The sequence below is a fragment of the Streptomyces catenulae genome (assembly GCF_000718015.1).
Lineage (GTDB): Bacteria > Actinomycetota > Actinomycetes > Streptomycetales > Streptomycetaceae > Streptomyces > Streptomyces catenulae.
This window is the reverse complement of sequence record NZ_JODY01000006.1, coordinates 64,994-83,934: the sequence shown is the minus strand read 5'-3', so window position 1 is coordinate 83,934 and position 18,941 is coordinate 64,994. Positions and strand designations below refer to the sequence as shown.

The window sequence follows — 18,941 nt, the reverse complement described above, 5'->3', positions numbered from 1 at the left end:
GCGGGCCAGGTACGTGCATACCGAACGTTGTATGCCGTGGCCGTATTCCGGCGCGAACTCGTCCGTCCCGCGAGATGCGGGTGATCTGGGTCACCCCACCGCCCGCCGTCGGACGTCTCTCCGTCATCGCCCCTCCCCCGGTGCCGTTTTCGCTGCTGATCCGGCCGGACGGCCGACGGCGCGGCCGGACGCGCACCCGGCTCACGGGCGGCCGGGCGCCGTCCGGGCCGCGGCCGACCGCGGTCCGTCCGAGCACGCATACCAGTCAACAGCACACCACTGACAACGGGTTGGCGCGCGGGCGAAGCGGAAGCGTTCGGGGCGCGACGGAGAGGGTCGGGCTCCCTCGTCCCGCCGTCCCGGAGCGTTCCGGTCGGCGATGGACGGCCCGGTGTTCCTACGGTCGTTGCCGGGGCAGCGGTCGGAGCGTGGGCCACCGGGTGAGCATGGCGGAGCGGACGGCCGCGGCGAGCTGTCCGAGCCCGTCGAGGGCGCCGCCGCCGTCGGCGTCGGCGGTCATCCGGCTGACGGTGCCGAGGCGGTGGACGAGGCGCTGCCGGGCCGTCGCCGTGCCCCAGGTCCAGTCCCGGTCCGGGAGCGCGGCCAGGTGATCGACGGTGCCGCGTTCGGCGCGCGGGACCAGGGCGTCACCCCGGAGCAGCCAGGCGGCGCAGGCATCGGTGAGATCGGCGGGGACATCGGTGCCCGTGGCGGCGCGCCAGGTCGTGCGGTAGGCGGACTCCGCCGCGCGCAGCACGGCCGGGGGCGGGGCCGTGGCGCACCAGCAGGTCGGGAATCCGATGCGGAGGTAGGCGAGTTCCACCAGCCCGTCGCCCAGCGCGGCCTGTTCGAAGTCGATGAATCTGACCCCGGTGCGGGTGTGCAGATCGTTGCCGGGGCACGGGTCGCCGTGCAGCAGGGCGTGGCCCTCCGTGCCGGAGCGGCGGTCCGCGAGGGCGTCCAGCTCGGCGCGGACACCGGGCGGAGGTGCGACGCCGAGGGCCTGGGCGAGGGTGAGGAAGGAGTCGGCGTCGGCTTCGGTCGGGCCGGACCAGGCGGGGAGCGCGCCGGTGTCGTCCGCGCCGGTGGCCGCGTGGAGGCGGGCGAGTGCCGTGGCGTGGTCGATCACCCAGTCCTCGCGGGGCGGCTGCCCGTCCACGTACTCCAGGACCAGGACACGGGCGTCCGGGTCGGTGCCGAGGAGTCTCGGCACCACGGGCGGGTCGACCCGGGAGGCGAGCCGCAGCGCCGTGACCTCGCGGGCGTACCGCTCGGCCGCCTCCGGGGCGTCGACGAGCTGCTTGACGACCACGGGCGTGCCGGACAGCTCGGCCCGCCACACCCGGGACCGCGGGCTGCTCTCCAGTCGGCGGGCCCGGCGGGGTGTGCCGAGTCGGGACCGTAGCTCGTCCCCGAAGGGCGGTGCGGAGCACATCGGTTCATGCTCGCACGCACCCGGGCGGACACACCGCGGATTTCACGGCCGGACCGCCGTCCGATCCCTCACGCCTCGTGGAACACGATCCCGAGGCAGTGGCGGCGGCCGGAGCGGACCGTGCTGACGCCGTGGCGGATCTGCCCGGCCGACCAGCCGCGGGTGGAGCGCACCGGGCGGTCGCGGGTGGTGAAGACGAGGCCGCGGCCTTGCTCCAGGACGGTCGTCGTGCCGCGGGACTGGGCGCGCGGGCGCTGTTCGACGAGGAGGAATTCGCCGCCGGTGTAGTCGTCACCGGGGACGTCGAGGCCGATGACGACCTGGAGCGGGAAGACCAGATCGCCGAAGAGGTCGCGGTGCAGGGCGTTCCAGTCGCCGGGGCCGTAGCGCAGCAGGATCTGGGAGGACCTGTCCTGACCTGCGGCGTGGCACCGCTCCAGCCATGCGTCGAGGGTGTCGGGCCAGGGCGCGGGGCGGCCGAGCCGCTCGGCCCAGTCGCGGGCGACGGGCAGCAGCAACGGGTAGAGCGCGGCGCGCAGTTCCCGGACCGGGTCCGGCAGCGGGTCGGCGAAGTAGCGGTAGTTTCCGGAGCCGAAGCGGTGGCGGGCCATGTCCACCGTGGAGCGGAAGAGTTCGGGTCGGTCGTACAGGGCGATGAGGTCGCGGCACTGCGCGGGGGTGAGCAGCGGCGGGGTCATCGCGCAGCCCAGGGTGTCGAGTTCCGCGGCGAGGGCCCGCGGGTCCGTGGCGGCGACGCGGGCCGCGAGGCCGGAGCGGGCGGGGTGGCGGGCGGTGGTCGTGGGCATGCGGGGCTCCGGTGCGGGCGGGTCGGGTTCCGTGGCGCGCCCCGGTCGCGGCGGGGCGCGCCGGTGGTCAGGCGGTGCGGGGCAGCGCGTGTTCCAGGCGGAGCAGCTGCTCCTTGCTCTCGGGTCCGGCCGCGTAGCCGGAGAGGGAGCCGTCGGCGCCGATCACGCGGTGGCAGGGCCGGACGATGAGCACCGGGTTGGCGCCGATGGCGGTCCCGACGGCGCGGACGGCTCCGGAGGCGGCGCCGATCTCGGCGGTCAGCTTGGCGTAGCTGGTGGTGGCGCCGTACGGGATGGCTTCGAGGGCCTTCCAGACGCGGGTGCGGAACTCCGTTCCGGGGGTGGCGATTTCGAGGGTGAAGTCGGTGAGTTCGCCGTCGAAGTAGGCGCGGAGCTGGCGGATGACCTCGGTGAAGGCCGCCGGGTCGTGGGTCCAGCCGTCCTGGACGGTGGCGCCGCCCTTCTGACCGGGCAGGGACAGGGCGGTCAGTGCGGTGCCGCCGACGGCCGTCGCCGACACCTCGCCCACGAGGAGGAGTTCGCCCAGCGGGCTGTCGTACGTGGCGTAGTGGGTCATGGGACTGTCCGTTCCTGAGATTCTCGGCCGTACACGCTCCACTGTGCGGTACGGCCGGGGCTCTCGCTGGCGGGAATCGGACATGGTGTTCCGGTGGGGGCGGCGGCCACGGGGCGGGCGCCGGGCGGCTCCGGGGCGGGTGGCCGTCGCCGCCGTCCGGATGCCGGTCAGGCCGGTGGGATCGGCCAGTCGTCCAGGTCGCCGCCGCGCCATTCGACGAGGCGCGGGTCGTCGAGCGTGATGTCCTCGGCCGGTTCGCAGAGTCCGGCCCGGCGCAGGAACTCGGCGACATCGCCGCGGCCGTGGGCCAGACCCACGATCTGGCCGTGCACGGTGACGCGGCGGCCTCCGGTGGACGACGGCGGATGCACGATGACGGGCGGGTGCTCGGTCATGCCTCCAGACTGCGTCGGGGCCCGCGCCCTCGCATGTCGGCCCGGCCCGCGGCGGTCGGCGGCCCCGTGGGGAAAGCCCCGGCCGGACGGGGGGAGAGCCGGCCGGGGCGCCCGGGGTGCGGGCCCGGAGGCGGTCGCCCCTCGGCGAAAGGCACTGCGGGGCTTCAGCCGAACGATCATCCCCACAGGCGGAGGGTCAGGCCCGGGGACACTGTTCCTCCGGCACCCGCACTCAGGAGAACAGCGAACCGGAGAGCGGTGTTCCGGCCGGTACGGGGACGGCCGCGCCGCGCGCCCCGGGACGGCGGCCATCCGAAGGCCCCGGCGGGGACGGCTTTCCGAAACCGGGCTCCGCAACCGTCTCCGCCGGGGCGAACGCGCAGGTCAGACCTTCAGCGGCTTGATCGCCGTGGGGGCGTGGCCGGGCTCGGTGGCCAGCTCCTCCCACTCGTTGACCTTGTCGATCTCGGCACCGGCCATCGAGATGTTGGTGATCCGCTCCAGGATCGCCTCGACGACCACCGGGACGCGGTGCTCGGCGGCGAGCTTCTTCGCCTCCTCGAACGCGGGCAGCAGCTGCTCGGGCTCGGTCACCCGGATCGCCTTGCAGCCCAGCCCCTCGGCGACCTTGACGTGGTCGACACCGTAGACGCCCAGCTCGGGGGTGTTGATGTTCTCGAACTCCAGGTTGACCTGGAAGTCGATGTCGAAGTTGCGCTGCGCCTGACGGATCAGCCCCAGGTAGGCGTTGTTCACCAGGACGTGGACGTACGGGATGCGGTGCTGGGCGCCGACCGCCAGTTCCTCGATCATGAACTGGAAGTCGTAGTCGCCGGAGAGCGCGACCACCGGGGTGTCCGGGTCGGCGGTGGCGACTCCCAGGGCGGCGGGGATGGTCCAGCCGAGCGGTCCGGCCTGGCCGCAGTTGATCCAGTGGCGCGGCTTGTAGACGTGCAGCATCTGCGCACCGGCGATCTGCGAGAGGCCGATGGTGGTGACGTAGCGGGTGTCCGGTCCGAACGCCTTGTTCATCTCCTGGTAGACGCGCTGCGGCTTGATCGGGACGTTGTCGAAGTGGGTGCGCCGCTGGAGCCGGGCGCGGCGCTCCTGGGTGGCGGCGGCCCACTCGCCGCGGTCCGGCAGCGCGCCCGCGGCCCGCTGCTCCCGGGCGACCTCGACGAACAGCTCCAGCGCCGCCTTCGCGTCGGAGGCGATGCCGTAGTCCGGGGCGAAGATCTTGCCGATCTGGGTGGGTTCGATGTCGACGTGCACGAAGGTGCGGCCCTCGGTGTAGACGTCGAGCTTGCCGGTGTGGCGGTTGGCCCAGCGGTTGCCGATGCCGAGGACGAAGTCGGAGGCGAGGAGGGTGGCGTTGCCGTAGCGGTGGGAGGTCTGCAGGCCCACCATGCCCGCGTTCAGCTCGTGGTCGTCGGGGAGGATGCCCCAGCCCATCAGGGTGGGGACGACCGGGACGCCGGTCAGCTCGGCGAACTCGACCAGCAGCTCGCAGGCGTCGGCGTTGATGATGCCGCCACCGGCGACGATCAGCGGGCGCTCGGCCTCGTTGAGCAGCGCCAGCGCCTTCTCGATCTGGGCGCGGGTGGCGGCGGGCTTGAAGGCGGGCAGCGGCTCGTACGTCTCGGGGTCGAAGTCGATCTCGGTGAGCTGGACGTCGATCGGCAGGTCGACGAGGACGGGCCCGGGGCGTCCGGAGCGCATCAGGTGGAACGCCTGCTGGAAGACGCCGGGGACCTGCGCGGCCTCGGTGACGGTGGTCGCGGCTTTGGTGACGGGACCGGCGATGGCGGCGATGTCGACGGCCTGGAAGTCCTCCTTCTGCATCACCGCGACCGGTGCCTGGCCGGTGATGCAGAGGATCGGGATGGAGTCGCCGGTCGCGGAGTAGAGGCCGGTGATCATGTCGGTCCCGGCCGGGCCCGAGGTGCCGATGCAGACGCCGATGTTGCCGGGGTGGGTGCGGGTGTACCCCTCGGCCATGTGGGAGGCGCCCTCGACATGGCGGGCGAGCGTGTGGTCGATCCCACCGGCGGCCTTGAGCGCCGCGTAGAAGGGGTTGATCGCCGCGCCCGGGACTCCGAAGGCGTGGGAGATGCCCTCCCGCTTGAGGATCTCCACCGCGGCGCGGGCGGCTGTCATTCGAGGCATCGCGTACTCCTGCGTCGGCTCGTCAGGGGCGTGGTCCGGCGGCGGCCGGACCCCATTAATTCCGCATCATGGAATTTATGTTTTGCTTTATGGAAGGAAAAGTAGAGCGCGGTACGGGGCCCGTCAAGAGATCCGGTCGCGGCGGACGGACGGCGGCGCCCGGGCGGGCCACCCCGCATCCGCCAACTGACCTGCTCCATAAGGTAGTTCGGGTATCCCGCTCCCCCGCCGCAGGTCCGTCCCCGGTGGCCGGTACCGTCGCGTCCGGCCGCAGGACCGGCCGCCGGGCGCCGCGTCCGGGGCCCGCCGAGATCAGGAGTACCGCCCGTGCGCCATGCCGCCGTGACCCCCGCAGGCGACCGCATCCGCTGGATCGAGCACCCGGGCGACGGAACCGGGCGCCCGGCCCGCCTCCACCTCCACGGACTCGGCGCCTCCTCACCCGTCTACTGGAGCGCCACCGCGGCCCACCCCCTGCTCACCGGCCCCCGGGCGCTCCTGCTGGACCTGCTGGGCTTCGGTATCAGCGACCGGCCGACGGCGTTCCCGTACACGATGGCGGCGCACGCCGACGCGGTGGCGGTGGCGCTGGGGGCGGCGGGGGTGACGGGCGCGGAGGTGGTGGCGCACAGCATGGGCGGCACGGTCGCGGTGCTGCTCGCGGCGCGCCATCCGGAGCTGGTGGCGCGGCTGGTGCTGGTCGACGCCAATCTCGACGCGCTGGAGTCGGAGCGGGGCGCGGGCGGCAGCCGCGGGATCGCGGCGCGGACGGCCGAGGAGTTCCGCACCGGCGACGCGGAGACCGCCGCCGCGGCGGGCGACGCGTGGTGGGCCACGATGCGGCTGGCCGGGCGGGAGGCGGTGCACCGCAGCGCGGTCGACCTGGTGCGCGGGACCACGCCGTCCGTCCGGGAGGTGCTCTGCGGCCTGCCCATCCCCCGGACGTTCCTGTACCCGGCCGACGACGGGCCCTTCCCCGGCGCGGACGGGCTGACCGCGGCGGGCGTCACGGTGGTGGGGCTGCCCGGCTGCGGGCACAACATGATGCTGGACGCCCCGGAGGAGTTCGCCCGGGCGACGGCCGCGGCGCTGGCGTAGACCGCCCGGGCACAAGGAAAACCGCCGGTCCCCCGGACTTTCGGGGGCACCGGCGGTCGGATCCCGTACGGGGCGCGCGGCCACGGCGGCGCGCCCCGTACGGGTTCAGCGGATCGGCAGCCCGGAGAGGGTGCGGGCGATCACCAGGCGCTGGATCTCGCTGGTGCCCTCGAAGATCGTGTAGATCGCGGCGTCGCGGTGCATCCGCTCGACCGGGTACTCACGGGTGAAGCCGTTGCCGCCGAGGATCTGGATGGCCTGGGCGGTGACCTTCTTGGCGGTCTCGCTGGCGAAGAGCTTGGACTGCGAGCCCTCGGCAGCCGTGAACGGCTTGCCGTTGACCGCCATCCAGGAGGCCCGCCACACCAGCAGCCGCGCCGCGTCGATCGAGGTGCGCATATCGGCGAGCTGGAAGGCGACGCCCTGGTTGTCGATGATCGGACGGCCGAACTGCTCGCGGGTCTTCGCGTACTCCAGCGCCTCCTCGTACGCGGCGCGGGCGGTGCCGACGGCCATCGCACCGACGGCCGGACGGGACGCCTCGAAGGTGGCCATCGCGGCGTTCTTCACCCGCTCGCCACCGCTCCTGGCGCGCTCGCGGGCGCGGGCGAGCCGCTCGTCCAGCTTGTCCTTGCCGCCGAGCAGGCAGGAGCCGGGGATACGGACGTCCTCCAGGACGACCTCGGCGGTGTGCGAGGCGCGGATGCCGTGCTTCTGGAACTTCTGCCCCTGGGAGAGGCCGGGGGTGTGCGGCGGCACGATGAAGGAGGCGTGGCCCTTGGAGCCCAGCTCCGCGTCGACGGAGGCGACGACGACGTGGACGTTGGCGATACCGCCGTTGGTCGCCCAGGTCTTGGTGCCGTTGAGGACCCACTCGTCCTTGGCCTCGTCGTAGACGGCGCGGGTACGCAGGGAGGCGACGTCGGACCCGGCGTCCGGCTCGGAGGAGCAGAAGGCGGCGACCTTGACGTCGTCGGGGGTGCCGTACATCTGGGGTATCCAGGTGCCGATCTGCTCCTCGGTGCCGTTGGCGAGGACGCCGACGGCGGCGAGACCGGTGCCGACGATCGACAGGGCGATGCCCGCATCGCCCCAGAACAGCTCCTCCATCGCCATGGGGATGCCGAGGCCGGTGGGGTCGAAGTACTGCTGGGCGTAGAAGTCGAGCGAGTAGATGCCGATCTTGGCGGCCTCCTGGATGACCGGCCAGGGGGTCTCCTCCCGCTCGTCCCACTCGGCGGCCGCGGGACGCATGACATCCGCGGCGAAGCCGTGGATCCAGTCCCGGACCTCCTTCTGCTCGTCGTTCAGCTCCATGATGAACTCGGCCATGTCCCCTCCAGCGGTACGCGCCACATCAGGCGTTACTTACGGTTACAGGAGTCTGTTACTCGCGAGTAAGCGTGTCAACTCCCCCGCTGGCGGCAGGCACCGCGCGGCACGGGTGTTACGTTGCGCGAGCACCACGGATACACAAGGGCGGGGAGCTGGACGATGGAGAGCACCGAGCGGGACGGCAGGCGGCAGACGACCGCGGACCGGCGGCGGGAGCTGCTGGAGGCGGCCGAGCGGATCGTCCTGCGCGACGGCCCCGAGGCGTCGATGAACGCCATCGCCGCCGAGGCCGGGATCACCAAACCGATCCTCTACCGCCACTTCGGCGACAAGGGCGGCCTCTACCGCGCCCTCGCGGTACGCCACACCGACGGACTGCTGGCCGGACTGCGGGCGGCGCTGGCCTCCCCGGTGCCGCGCCGCGAGCGGGTCGAGGCCACCCTCGACACCTATCTCCTCGCCATCGAGACCCGCCCGCAGGTCTACCGCTTCCTGATGCACCCGGCCGACGAGGCGACGCCCGCCGAGTCCGGGTTCGACGTCGGACGGCACTCCGCCCCGCTGCTGCGCCGCCTCGGCGAGGAACTGGCGGAGGTGATCAGCGAACGCCTCGCCCTCGGCCCGGCCGGTGAGGAGAAGGCCCGCGTCTGGGGCCACGGCATCGTCGGCATGATGCACGCCGCCGGTGACTGGTGGCTGCGCGAACGCCCCTGCTCCCGCGAACAGTTGGTGACCCACCTGACGGATCTGCTGTGGGGCCAGCTCGCCGCGATCGAGGACCGGCCGGACGGCCCCGGCTTCTGAACCGCGGACTCCGGGAGACCGCCCCCGGGGTCAGCGGGCGCCCGCCGCCTCCTTCGCCCAGGGGGCGCGGGCCGCGGAGCGCAGCGCGCGGCGGCGGCGTAGACCGGTGAGCCGGTCCACGTAGAGACCGCCCTCCAGGTGATCGCACTCGTGCTGGAGGCAGCGGGCGAAGAACCCGGTGCCCGCGACGCGCACCGGCGCCCCGGTCCGGTCGACGCCCTCCACCGCGGCCTCGTCGTGGCGCGGGGTCCCCGCCTCGATGCCGGGCAGCGAGAGACAGCCCTCGGGGCCCCGGACGACCGGCCCGTCCGTGCCCGCCAGGTGCGGGTTGACGAGGTGGCCCAGGTGGCGGCGGTCCTCGTCGTCGGGGCAGTCGTAGACGAACACCCGCAGCGGGACGCCGATCTGATTGGCGGCGAGACCCACACCCCCGGCCGCGTACATCGTCGCGAACATGTCCTCGATCAGCCGGGACAGCTCGCCGTCGAACGACGTGACCTCCCGGCAGGGGGCCGAAAGGACCGGGTCTCCGAGGAGTCGGAGGGGGCGGGGCTGCCCGGTGCGGCCGGGAATGGTGCGGGACGGCATGGGCCCCAGCGTACGGTCCCGCGGGGCGGTGGATGACGTCGCAGGGGTGGCGGGGTTCGGGCACGGGCCCGGATCTCGATAGGCTGATCCCCGACCGAAGCCTCCGGACGGGCCCTCGGCCGCGGAGGAGGCGTTCCACCGGCAGCCCGGAGGGCAGGCGGGCGCCGGATGCAAGGAGGATCAAGGACGATGGCAGGCAACACGGAGCCGCTGTCGCCGCGGGCCAAGCTGGCCGTGACGGCGGGCAGAGCCGCGGCGGCGGTATCGCGCGCGGCGGGCCGCGGCAGCGGATCGGTGATCGGCGGCCGGGTGGCACTCAAGCTCGACCCCGACCTGCTGGCCCGGCTGGCACGTCATCTGGATGTCGTGCTCGTGTCCGCGACGAACGGCAAGACGACCACGACCCGGCTGATCGCCGAGGCGCTGCGGGCCGGTGGCCCGGTGGTCTCGAACGCGCTGGGCGCCAACATGCCCGCGGGGATCACCTCCGCGCTGGCGGGCGGCTCGGACGCCAAGTTCGGCGTCATCGAGGTCGACGAGAAGTACCTCGCCGGGGTGGCGCGGGACGTCACGCCCAAGGCCATAGCGCTGCTGAACCTCTCGCGTGACCAGCTCGACCGCGCCGCGGAGACCCGCATGCTGGCCGAGCACTGGCGCGAGGGCCTCTCCGGCTCCAAGGCGCTGATCATCGCCAACGCCGACGACCCGCTCATCGTGTGGGCGGCGTCCTCGTCGGCGAACGTGGTGTGGGTCGCCGCCGGTCAGGAGTGGAAGGACGACGCCTGGTCGTGCCCGTCGTGCGGCGGTGTGATGCAGCGCCCCGACGACGACTGGTTCTGCGGTGAGTGCGGCTTCCGCCGCCCCACGCCCAGCTGGGCCCTGTCGGGCGACTACGTCCTCGACCCGCACGGCAGCGCCTGGCCGATCAAGCTGCAGCTGCCCGGCCGCGCCAACAAGGCGAACGCGACGACGTCCGCCGCGGTGGCCGCCGCCTTCGGCGTGCCCCCGCAGGTGGCGCTGGAGCGGATGTACAGCGTGCAGGCGGTCGCGGGCCGGTACGACGTGGTGTCGTACATGGAGCGCGAGCTGCGGCTGCTGCTGGCGAAGAACCCGGCCGGCTGGCTGGAGACGTTCTCGCTGATCGACCCGCCGCCCACGCCGGTGATCATGTCCGTCAACGCCCGCGGCGCGGACGGCACCGACACCTCCTGGCTGTGGGACGTCGACTACACCCGCCTCGCCGGGCACCCGCTGTTCGTGCTGGGCGACCGGAAGCTGGACCTCGCGGTCCGCCTGGAGGTCGCGGGGCTCGACTTCGAGGTCTGCGACAACCTCGACCAGGCGGTTCAGATGGCGCCGCCCGGCCGGATCGAGGTCATCGCCAACTACACGGCCTTCCAGGACCTGCGTCGGCACGTGGGCAACTGACGGCGATGGAAAGACAAGGACGAGCGAGAATGAGCGACAACAGCCTGCGGCTGGTGTGGGTCTACCCGGACCTGCTGAGCACCTACGGCGACCAGGGCAACGCGCTGGTCGTGGAGCGCCGGGCCCGGCAGCGCGGCCTGGACGTGCAGCGCCTCGACGTACGGTCCGACCAGCCGATCCCCACCTCCGGTGACATCTACCTGATCGGTGGCGGTGAGGACCGGCCGCAGCGGCTGGCGGCCGAGCGGCTGCTGCGCGACGGCGGGCTGAACCGCGCCGTCTCCAACGGCGCGATCGTCTTCTCGGTCTGCGCCGGGTACCAGATCCTCGGTCACGAGTTCATCAACGACCAGGACAAGCAGCAGCAGGGTCTGGGCCTCCTCGACGTGGTGAGCACCCGCGGCGAGGCGGAGCGGTGCGTCGGTGACGTCCTCGCCGACATCGACCCGCAGCTCAACCTCCCGCCGCTGACCGGCTTCGAGAACCACCAGGGCGTCACGCACCTGGGTCCGACGGCCCGTCCGTTCGCGAAGGTCCGCTTCGGCAACGGCAACGGCGTCGGCGACGGCTTCGAGGGCGCCTGGCAGGAGACCGTCTTCGGCACCTACATGCACGGCCCGGTGATGGCGCGTAACCCGCACATCGCGGACCTGCTGCTGAAGCTGGCCCTGGACGTCAACGCCCTGCCGCCGGCCGACGACCGGTGGTACGAGGCGCTGCGGCAGGAGCGGATCGCCGCCGCGACCGCGACCAGCTGACGGCGCCCGCGCGGAGCACCTCCCGCGCGGCCCCGCCCCCTCCCGTACGCCCGCAGTCCCGCACTGCGGGCGTACGTGTGCGTGGGGGCGCCGCGCTTGTAGGGTGAGCGCCATCCCACCGGACGACGGGGTCCGGGCCCCCCGGTTGAGTTGCAGAGGGTTTCTGGCATGCGTATTGGTGTACTCACCTCCGGCGGCGACTGCCCCGGTCTGAACGCCGTCATCCGCTCCGTCGTCCATCGCGCCACGGCCGACCACGGCGACGAGGTCATCGGCTTCCACGACGGCTGGAAGGGCCTGCTGGAGTGCGATTACCGCAAGCTCGATCTGGACGCGGTCGGCGGCATCCTGGCGCTGGGCGGCACCATTCTCGGCTCGTCCCGGGTGCAACCGGCGCATCTGCGCGACGGCGTGGAGCGGGCCCGCGGGCACGTCGCCGACCTGGGGCTGGACGCGATCATCCCGATCGGCGGCGAGGGCACGCTGAAGGCGGCGCGGCTGCTGTCGGACGCCGGGCTGCCGATCGTCGGCGTACCGAAGACCATCGACAACGACATCGCGGTCACCGATGTGACGTTCGGCTTCGACACCGCGGTGGGGGTGGCGACGGAGGCGCTGGACCGGCTGAAGACGACCGCCGAGTCGCATCAGCGGGTGCTGATCGTCGAGGTGATGGGGCGGCACACCGGCTGGATCGCGCTGCACTCGGGGATGGCCGCGGGCGCGCACGCGATCGTGGTGCCGGAGCGGCCGTTCGACATCGAGGAGCTGGCCGAGCGGGTCGGCGAGCGGTTCGCGGCGGGCAAGAAGTTCGCGATCGTGGTGGCCGCCGAGGGCGCGAAGCCACGCGAGGGATCGATGCGGTTCGAGGTCGGCGACACCGACATGTACGGGCACGAGCGGTTCGCCGGGGTGGCGCGGCAGCTGGCCCGGGAGCTGGAGCACCGCCTCGGCAAGGAGGCCCGTCCGGTGATCCTCGGCCATGTGCAGCGCGGCGGGACGCCGACCGCGTACGACCGGGTGCTGGCGACCCGCTTCGGCTGGCACGCGGTGGAGGCGGCACACCGCGGGGAGTTCGGGATGATGACGGCACTGCGCGGGACGGACATCACGCTGGTGCCGCTGGCCGAGGCCGTCGAGACGCTGAAGACGGTGCCCGGCGACCGCTACGCCGAGGCCGAGTGCGTGCTGTGACCGTGCGGTGACCGGCGGCGCCCCCGGGCGCGCCGGGTGAACCGCCCCCGGCCGAGGCAGGCGCCGGGGGCGGTTCTAGTCTGGTCGCCGGAGTATCGGTACGAATCAGGAGCGAGCGGATGGATCACAGCGGGCACGGCATGACGATGGATCTGCCGCCGTTCACGCTGGGGCGGGGGATGGAGTTCGGCGGTGATCCGTTCTTTCTCGTGGGTTCCCTGCTGGCGCTGGCGCTGTACGGCTGGGCGGTGGTGCGGCTGCGGCGGCGCGGTGACGCCTGGCCGGTCGGACGGACGATCGCCTGGGTCATCGGTGTCCTGACCGTCGCGCTGGTGATGTGCACCAAGCTCAACGACTACGGCATGGTCATGTTCAGCGTGCACATGGTGCAGCACATGGTGATCTCCATGCTGTCGCCGATCCTGCTGCTGCTCGGAGCGCCGGTGACGCTGGCGCTGCGGGCCCTCCCGGCCGCCGGGCGGGGCCGCAAGGGGCCGCGGGAGCTGCTGGTGGCGTTCCTGCACAGCCGGTACGTACGGATCATCTCGCACCCGGCGTTCACCATCCCGCTGTTCATCGCGAGCCTCTACGCGCTCTACTTCTCGCCGCTCTTCGACTTCCTGATGGGGTCGCGGGTGGGGCACATCGCGATGATGGTGCACTTCCTGGCGGTGGGCCTGGTGTTCTTCTGGCCGATCATGGGCGTGGACCCGGGGCCGCACCGGCCCGGCTACGTGATGCGGATGCTGGAGCTGTTCGCGGGCATGCCGTTCCACGCGTTCTTCGGCATCGCGCTGATGATGGGCACCGAGCCGATGGTGAAGACCTATCTGAACCCGCCGGCCTCGCTGGGCATCGACGCGCTCTCCGACCAGTCGGCGGCCGGTGGTATCGCCTGGGCGTTCAGTGAGATCCCGTCGGTGGTGGTGCTGATCGCGCTGGTCTACCAGTGGTACCGCTCCGAGGCGCGGCAGTCGCAGCGGGCGGACCGGGCGGCGGACCGCAACGGCGATCAGGACCTGGCGGACTACAACGCGTATCTGGCGTCGCTGCACGCGCGCGGGCGCTGACACGGCGGACGGATGGCGGTGCGGGCCGCGGCCGGGGACGATGGGTCCCAGGCCGCGGCCCGCCGCCTTTGTGCCGCGGGCACCGTGAGGAGGTACGCCGATGAACGGATCCACGAGGACGATGACCGGGCTCACCGTCGGCGGGCTGGTGGTGGCGACCGCGTACAGCGTGGCGCTGGGCGGCAGTCCGTGGGTGTGGCTCAGCTGGGTGGTGGTGGCGCTGGTGACGGCGGCGATGGTGGTGACCACCCACGGGTGAGGCGCGGGGCGCCGGACGTTCAGAAGCGGAAGAGCGGCCCGGTGGCGGCGTCCATGGTGCAGGCGTTGGCGAAGGTGCGCTCCCAGTCGAGGTGGGCGCCCCGCCAGACGCCTTCGGCGGTGACCGTCACCGGGTCGTACTCCTTGGTGCAGGCGTGCGGTTCGCCGCGCAGGGCGTCGAGGTCGCCGCGGGCCCAGGTCAGCGCGGCGCAGGCGGCGTCGTGCCGCGGATGGTGGTCGCGGCCGTCGGGGCAGCGCAGCAGGACGCCGCGGATCCAGGTGTGGGCGGTGTCCGAGACGGTGAGGAAGACGCCCCGGTCCTCTTCGGGGGTGGCGGCGTCGGCGGGCGTGGCGGGGGCCACGGCCACCGCGGTGACGAGGGCGGCGGCGGTGACCGCGGCGGCGCGGGCCGCGCGGCGGCGTCGGCTGACGGGCATGGGCGTCTCCTGGGCGCTGGTGGGGGTGGGCGGCACCGGGCGCGCCCGGCCGACCGTGGTGGGCCGGGCGCGCCCGTATCCGCCTCAGCGCACCGTGCGCGGGGCCAGGCGGCAAGCGGGCTCGCCGTGCGGTCGCCCGGACGGCGCCCCGGGCGCGGGCGGCCCGTCAGGCGGTGTCGGCGAGCGGGCCGACGGGGGTGCGGCGGACCACGTCCACCAGTGACCGGTCGGTGATCTTCAGGCTCGGGGAGACGGCGAGCGTGAGGGTGGAGACGCTCATGAAGGGGTTGAGGTGGTCCCAGCCCCAGGCGTCGAGGGCGGCGCGGACCGCCCGGGAGCGGCGGACCGTCTCCTCGGCGGGCGCGGGCGACATCACGCCGCCGACCGGCAGCGGCAGGCTCGCCGCCACCGTGTCGCCGTGCGCGACGGCCACCCCGCCGCCGGAGGCGACGACGTCCTGTGCGGCGGCGGCCATCGCGGCGCGGGAGGTGCCGATGGTGACGAGGTTGTGGCTGTCGTGGGCGTACGTGGTGGCCAGCGCGCCGTCGGTGAGGGTGCGGCCCAGCAGCGGTGCGAAGACGCGTCCGGCGCGCCCGTAGCGGTTGCGGACCCGGACGACGGTGGCGCGGCCCTCCCACTCGACCTCGCCGTCGCGGACCGGCAGGTCGAGCGCGTCCTCCTCGGTGTAGGTGTCGCGGGGGTTGAGGCGCAGGGCGCGGAAGCGGTGGGTGCCGTCGGGGAGGTCGGTGTGCCAGCGGAAGCCGTCGGCGTCCTGCGGTTCGACGTGGACGGTGCCGGTGAGGGCGTCGGGCTCGGCGGCGGAAGCGGCGGGGACGGCCGTCTCCGGTACGGCGACGGCGTCGCGGGCGACGACCCGGCCGCCGGCGAGGACGACCGCCGGGTCGAAGGCGGCCAGTTCGCCGCGGAGGAGGACGAGGTCGGCGCGCTTGCCCGGGGCGACCACTCCCCGGTCGTACAGGCGCAGCCGTTGGGCCGGGTTCCAGGTCAGGGCGCGCAGCACCGCCTCGGCGGGGAGTCCGGCGCGGACGGCGACGCGGGCGATGTGGTCGAGGTGGCCGTGGGTCAGGATGTGGTCGGCCGCGAGGTCGTCGGTGACCAGGCAGAACGGCGGGAGCTGCGGGAGCGCCAGGAGCGCCTGGGCGACCTCGGGGAGCAGGCACTTCTCCTGGAGCATCATCAGCATGCCCAGGCGGGCCTTCTCCAGGATCACCTCGGTGCGGTTCTTGGTGTGGTCGGAGTCGACGCCGGTGGCGAGGTAGGCGCTGAGGTCGGCGCCGCTGAGGTTGGGGCAGTGGCCGTCGAGGATCATGCCGCGGCGGCGGGCGGCGCCGACCACATCGCGCATCCGGGGGTCGTCGCCGACGACGGCGCGGTAGTCCATGACCTCGCCGAGGGCGATGACGCCGGGCCAGCCGAGCATCTCGTCGACGGCGTCGGCGTCCAGGCTCGCCCCGGCGTGCTCCAGGCCCTCCAGGGCGGGGACGCAGGAGGGGACGCCCCACAGCTGGGTCTGGGCGGTGGTGGCGCCCGCGTCGATCATCCAGCGCATCGCGGCGGCACCGGCGACGTTGACGATCTCGTGCGGGTCGGCGAGGACGGTGGTGGTGCCGCGGGCCAGGGTGAGGGCGGCGAAGGTCTGCGGGGTGAGGAACGAGCTCTCGATGTGCATGTGCGCGTCGACGAAGCCGGGCGCGATCAGCAGTCCGGTGGCGTCCAGCCGGTCGCGGGCGTCGGCCGGGGTGCCGGGCGGCAGGACGCCGCTGATCAGCTCGTCGCGGATCAGCACGTCGGCGGCGAACCGCTCACCGGTGAAGCTGGACACCACCTGGCCGCCGCTGATCCTCAGGTCGTGCGGGCGGGGGGAGGTCATGGGCGTTTCTCCTCGTACGGGTGGGTCAGGCGGCGAGCGTGTAGAAGTAGTAGCCGAGCGGGATGAGGACGATCCACAGGCCCCACGGGATCTCGCGGAAGCGTCCGGAGACCGCCTTGACCAGGACGTGGGCGGTCAGGCCGACCGCGATGCCGGTGCCGAAGTTGCCGAAGAAGAGGGTGGTGGCGACGGTCAGGGCGGCCGGGACGGCGTCGGTCGGATCGGTGAAGTCGATCTTGCGCAGGGTGCCGAGCATGGTCAGACCGACGTACATCAGCACCGGTGCGGTGGCCGCCGACGGGATCAGCGTGGCGAACGGCGTGACGAGGAGCAGCGCGGCGAAGCCGAGCGCCGCCCAGACCGAGGCGAGGCCGGTACGGGCACCGCTGTCGGCGCCCGCCGAGGACTCCAGGTAGGCGGTCATGCTGGGCGCGCCGAGGGCCGCGCCGCCGATGACGGCGCCGGAGTCGACGTAGAAGGGCTTGCGCACACCGGGGAGGTTGCCGTCCGCGTCGGTGAGCCCGGCGCGGCCCGCGACGGCGAGCAGGGTGCCGGTCATCGAGAAGAACTCGGAGACGAAGAAGGCGAAGATGTACGGGAAGTACTCAGGCTTGAGGGCGCCGAGGACGTCGATGTGGAAGACCGCGGGTCCCGGGCTGTCCGGCAGGGCCAGCAGATGGTCGGGCAGGTGGGTGACGCCGAGCGGGATTCCGGCGACGGTGATCACGGCGATGGTGATCAGGAACGCGCCGGGGACCTTGCGGGTGGCGAGCGCGGTGAGCAGTACGAGTCCGGCGAGGGCCAGCAGTCCGGTCGGCGAGGCGAGGTCGCCGACGGTGAGGGCGGCGCTGTCCGGCCGCGCCTTGACGAGACCGCTGTCGCGGAAGCCGATCAGGGCGATGTAGAGGCCGAGGCCGCCGCTGATGGCGTACTTGAGGTGGAGCGGCATCATGCGGGTGACGAGGTCACGGATGCCGAGCGCGGTCAGCAGCAGGAAGGCGACGCCGGACCAGAGGACCATGCCGAGCGCGGCGTCCCAGGGGACCTTGTCCTGCCCGACGATGGTGACGGCGAGCAGCGCGACGCCGCCGAGCCCCGGGGCGACGACGAAGGGCAGGTTGGCGACGAGGCCCATGGCCAGCGTCGCCAGGACGATCGCGATGAGGACGGCGGTGGTGGCGGCGCCGTGCGGGACCCCGGCCTTGGCGAGCTGGCTGGGCACGACGACGACGGCGTAGGCGGCCGCCACGAACATCGACAGCCCCGCGAGCGCCTCGGTCCGCGGGGTGCTGCCGCGCTCCCGCACCCGGAAGAGCCGCTCCAGGAGTGCGGCGGGCGCCGGGGATTCCGGCGGTGCCGGGGCCGTCGGGTCGGCGGCGCGGGCGTCGGTACGGGGCATGAACACCTCGGAGGAGGACGGGGCGGACCCGGAAAGTGTGCCCCGGGTCGACCGCTGAGCGTCGTGCAACCGGTTGCAGAGACCGGTTGCAGACAGCATGCCATGCGGGGCGGCGTCAAGGGAAGATCCAGCCGGGAGCGGAGGGGGCGGGCGCCGCGATACGGGCTTCCGCCGCGGTCGGTGGGTACTGCCTTCCGTGGGCGGACAGGGGCACCGCGGGGCGCGCGGAGCCGCGATGTGGTTGCGGGCGGGGGAATGAGATGGAGGGGAGGGAGCCGGTGGATGCGGGTGTGCGCGCGGGAGCGTCGTACCGGCGGGGCGTCACGGTGCTCGTCAGCGCCGATGTCGGGCGGCCGACGGCGGGCGGGGGCGGCGGAGGCCGGGCGGGGACGGAGGCGGAGGGCCGACCGTCACAGGCCGCCGATGGCGCACCGCTGCCCGGGACTGTACCGGTGCGGGTTCGCACCGCCCCGGCGGAGCAAGGCCGCCCGCACGCCCCGCCTTCCGCGCCCCCGCGAGCCGGGCTTCACCGACCCCGTCCCCAGGTGAGCGCGGAAGCACCCCCGCACTTCCCCACCGGAAATCCACCACCGACAGCCCGAACGGGAGCCCCCATGACCGCCTGCCCGAATCCCGCGCCCGGTGCGAAGCGCCCCTGGCCCCGCACCACCCACGACTGGGACGCCACCGTGGACGCCGAGCATCTGGCGCTCATCCGCCGCGACCCCGCCGGGTTCGCCCCGGGCGGGCCGGTCCATCTCGTTCTGGAGGTGCTCGCCCACGCCGCGGACGAGGCGGCGAGCCGGGGTGGCGGGCGGTGTGTGGTCACCCTGTACCCCGACGGTTCCGTCGCGGTGGCGGACGACGGTCGGGGCACGGACACCCGGTTCGACGAGGACGGGCGGGCGGTGCAGAAGCCGGTCATGGCCACGAAGGACCTGCGCTTCTTCGACGCCCCGGGGGCGGAGCTGCTGCCGGACGGGCAGCCGCGCCGGGGCATGTCCACCGTCGCGGCGCTGAGCCGGTGGCTGCGGCACACCAACCGCCGCGCCAACGGCGCCTGGCGGCGGCGGTACGCACACGGCGTACCGGTGACCGGCCTGGAACCGATCCCGGCGGACGGCACCACGGGGACCCTGGTCCACTTCCTGCCGGACGAGACCCTCGGGGCCCCGGTGGACGCCGACCGGCGACGAGACGGCCCGGTGGCGCGCGCACTGGCCGGATCTGACCGTCCACCTCGACGACCGGCGCGCCCCGCGGCCCGGTCGGTGAACGCGGGGTACGGCCGCGGCGCCTCGC

17 protein-coding genes are annotated in these 18,941 nt (G+C 73.4%); 7 read left to right on the top strand and 10 right to left on the bottom strand.

Annotated features, from left to right (window positions below; translation table 11 throughout):
* Window positions 1–397 precede the first annotated feature (397 nt).
* The 5 genes from IF23_RS0108275 to gcl all read right to left on the bottom strand — a co-directional run bounded on the left by IF23_RS0108275 (window position 398) and on the right by gcl (window position 5,379).
* Entirely contained in the window at window positions 398–1,435 is a 1,038-nt protein-coding gene (locus IF23_RS0108275) for a phosphotransferase family protein (RefSeq protein WP_030281413.1), read from the bottom strand.
* A gap of 68 nt (window positions 1,436–1,503) precedes the next feature.
* Window positions 1,504–2,241 carry a 2OG-Fe(II) oxygenase gene (locus IF23_RS0108270; protein WP_030281411.1) on the bottom strand — a complete coding sequence of 246 codons (738 nt, stop codon included), beginning with the start codon at window positions 2,239–2,241 and terminating at the stop codon, window positions 1,504–1,506.
* Window positions 2,242–2,308: 67 nt separating this feature from the next.
* A complete protein-coding gene (locus IF23_RS0108265; RefSeq protein WP_030281409.1) occupies window positions 2,309–2,818 on the bottom strand; it encodes a methylated-DNA--[protein]-cysteine S-methyltransferase in 510 nt (169 codons plus the stop codon).
* A 167-nt stretch (window positions 2,819–2,985) separates the two neighbouring features.
* Window positions 2,986–3,213 carry a hypothetical protein gene (locus tag IF23_RS0108260; RefSeq protein ID WP_030281406.1) on the bottom strand — a complete coding sequence of 76 codons (228 nt, stop codon included), beginning with the start codon at window positions 3,211–3,213 and terminating at the stop codon, window positions 2,986–2,988.
* 384 nt (window positions 3,214–3,597) lie between these two features.
* Window positions 3,598–5,379, bottom strand: coding sequence for a glyoxylate carboligase (gcl, locus tag IF23_RS0108255; RefSeq protein ID WP_078653858.1), 1,782 nt, complete (start codon window positions 5,377–5,379; stop codon window positions 3,598–3,600).
* Window positions 5,380–5,706: 327 nt separating this feature from the next.
* Here gcl and IF23_RS0108250 point away from each other — a divergent pair, with 327 nt between their 5' ends.
* A complete protein-coding gene (locus IF23_RS0108250) occupies window positions 5,707–6,477 on the top strand; it encodes an alpha/beta fold hydrolase (RefSeq protein WP_030281403.1) in 771 nt (256 codons plus the stop codon).
* Between the two features lie 105 nt (window positions 6,478–6,582).
* Here the strand turns inward: IF23_RS0108250 and IF23_RS0108245 are convergent, their stop codons facing one another.
* Window positions 6,583–7,809, bottom strand: a complete 1,227-nt coding sequence (locus IF23_RS0108245; protein ID WP_030281401.1) for an acyl-CoA dehydrogenase family protein — start codon at window positions 7,807–7,809, stop codon at window positions 6,583–6,585.
* Between the two features lie 162 nt (window positions 7,810–7,971).
* On the opposite strand from IF23_RS0108245, the gene IF23_RS0108240 reads away from it, so the two are divergent.
* On the top strand, window positions 7,972–8,616 hold the full coding sequence (locus IF23_RS0108240) for a TetR/AcrR family transcriptional regulator (RefSeq protein WP_030281399.1): 645 nt from the start codon (window positions 7,972–7,974) through the stop codon (window positions 8,614–8,616).
* A 30-nt stretch (window positions 8,617–8,646) separates the two neighbouring features.
* Here IF23_RS0108240 and def read toward each other — a convergent pair whose 3' ends face one another.
* Window positions 8,647–9,204 (bottom strand): peptide deformylase, encoded by a 558-nt coding sequence (def, locus tag IF23_RS0108235; protein WP_030281397.1) that lies wholly within the window; start codon window positions 9,202–9,204, stop codon window positions 8,647–8,649.
* 189 nt (window positions 9,205–9,393) lie between these two features.
* Here def and IF23_RS0108230 point away from each other — a divergent pair, with 189 nt between their 5' ends.
* From IF23_RS0108230 to IF23_RS34355, 5 genes are all read left to right on the top strand, one after another.
* Window positions 9,394–10,632 carry a MurT ligase domain-containing protein gene (locus IF23_RS0108230; RefSeq protein WP_030281395.1) on the top strand — a complete coding sequence of 413 codons (1,239 nt, stop codon included), beginning with the start codon at window positions 9,394–9,396 and terminating at the stop codon, window positions 10,630–10,632.
* Window positions 10,633–10,661: 29 nt separating this feature from the next.
* A complete protein-coding gene (locus IF23_RS0108225; RefSeq protein ID WP_030281393.1) occupies window positions 10,662–11,390 on the top strand; it encodes a type 1 glutamine amidotransferase in 729 nt (242 codons plus the stop codon).
* A 168-nt stretch (window positions 11,391–11,558) separates the two neighbouring features.
* Window positions 11,559–12,584 carry a 6-phosphofructokinase gene (locus IF23_RS0108220; protein WP_030281391.1) on the top strand — a complete coding sequence of 342 codons (1,026 nt, stop codon included), beginning with the start codon at window positions 11,559–11,561 and terminating at the stop codon, window positions 12,582–12,584.
* A gap of 119 nt (window positions 12,585–12,703) precedes the next feature.
* A complete protein-coding gene (locus tag IF23_RS0108215) occupies window positions 12,704–13,654 on the top strand; it encodes a cytochrome c oxidase assembly protein (RefSeq protein WP_030281389.1) in 951 nt (316 codons plus the stop codon).
* A gap of 100 nt (window positions 13,655–13,754) precedes the next feature.
* Window positions 13,755–13,913, top strand: a complete 159-nt coding sequence (locus IF23_RS34355) for a hypothetical protein (protein ID WP_030281387.1) — start codon at window positions 13,755–13,757, stop codon at window positions 13,911–13,913.
* Between the two features lie 19 nt (window positions 13,914–13,932).
* Here IF23_RS34355 and IF23_RS0108205 read toward each other — a convergent pair whose 3' ends face one another.
* The 3 genes from IF23_RS0108205 to IF23_RS0108195 form a co-directional block, all read right to left on the bottom strand.
* The gene (locus IF23_RS0108205) at window positions 13,933–14,349 is read right to left on the bottom strand and encodes an SSI family serine proteinase inhibitor (protein WP_030281385.1); all 417 of its coding nucleotides are present in this window, start codon (window positions 14,347–14,349) and stop codon (window positions 13,933–13,935) included.
* Window positions 14,350–14,515: 166 nt separating this feature from the next.
* Complete coding sequence (locus IF23_RS0108200; protein WP_030281383.1) at window positions 14,516–16,240, bottom strand: adenine deaminase C-terminal domain-containing protein; 1,725 nt, start codon at window positions 16,238–16,240, stop codon at window positions 14,516–14,518.
* 25 nt (window positions 16,241–16,265) lie between these two features.
* Complete coding sequence (locus IF23_RS0108195) at window positions 16,266–17,639, bottom strand: NCS2 family permease (RefSeq protein ID WP_030281381.1); 1,374 nt, start codon at window positions 17,637–17,639, stop codon at window positions 16,266–16,268.
* Between the last annotated feature and the right edge of the window lie 1,302 nt (window positions 17,640–18,941).

Coding starts and splice junctions, on each gene's coding strand:
- IF23_RS0108275 (WP_030281413.1), bottom strand. CDS start 1,435: ATGTGCTCCGCACCGCCCTTCGGGGACGAGCTACGGTCCCGACTCGGC.
- IF23_RS0108270 (WP_030281411.1), bottom strand. CDS start 2,241: ATGCCCACGACCACCGCCCGCCACCCCGCCCGCTCCGGCCTCGCGGCC.
- IF23_RS0108265 (WP_030281409.1), bottom strand. CDS start 2,818: ATGACCCACTACGCCACGTACGACAGCCCGCTGGGCGAACTCCTCCTC.
- IF23_RS0108260 (WP_030281406.1), bottom strand. CDS start 3,213: ATGACCGAGCACCCGCCCGTCATCGTGCATCCGCCGTCGTCCACCGGA.
- gcl (WP_078653858.1), bottom strand. CDS start 5,379: ATGCCTCGAATGACAGCCGCCCGCGCCGCGGTGGAGATCCTCAAGCGG.
- IF23_RS0108245 (WP_030281401.1), bottom strand. CDS start 7,809: ATGGCCGAGTTCATCATGGAGCTGAACGACGAGCAGAAGGAGGTCCGG.
- IF23_RS0108240 (WP_030281399.1), top strand. CDS start 7,972: ATGGAGAGCACCGAGCGGGACGGCAGGCGGCAGACGACCGCGGACCGG.
- def (WP_030281397.1), bottom strand. CDS start 9,204: ATGCCGTCCCGCACCATTCCCGGCCGCACCGGGCAGCCCCGCCCCCTC.
- IF23_RS0108230 (WP_030281395.1), top strand. CDS start 9,394: ATGGCAGGCAACACGGAGCCGCTGTCGCCGCGGGCCAAGCTGGCCGTG.
- IF23_RS0108225 (WP_030281393.1), top strand. CDS start 10,662: ATGAGCGACAACAGCCTGCGGCTGGTGTGGGTCTACCCGGACCTGCTG.
- IF23_RS0108220 (WP_030281391.1), top strand. CDS start 11,559: ATGCGTATTGGTGTACTCACCTCCGGCGGCGACTGCCCCGGTCTGAAC.
- IF23_RS0108215 (WP_030281389.1), top strand. CDS start 12,704: ATGGATCACAGCGGGCACGGCATGACGATGGATCTGCCGCCGTTCACG.
- IF23_RS34355 (WP_030281387.1), top strand. CDS start 13,755: ATGAACGGATCCACGAGGACGATGACCGGGCTCACCGTCGGCGGGCTG.
- IF23_RS0108205 (WP_030281385.1), bottom strand. CDS start 14,349: ATGCCCGTCAGCCGACGCCGCCGCGCGGCCCGCGCCGCCGCGGTCACC.
- IF23_RS0108200 (WP_030281383.1), bottom strand. CDS start 16,240: ATGACCTCCCCCCGCCCGCACGACCTGAGGATCAGCGGCGGCCAGGTG.
- IF23_RS0108195 (WP_030281381.1), bottom strand. CDS start 17,639: ATGCCCCGTACCGACGCCCGCGCCGCCGACCCGACGGCCCCGGCACCG.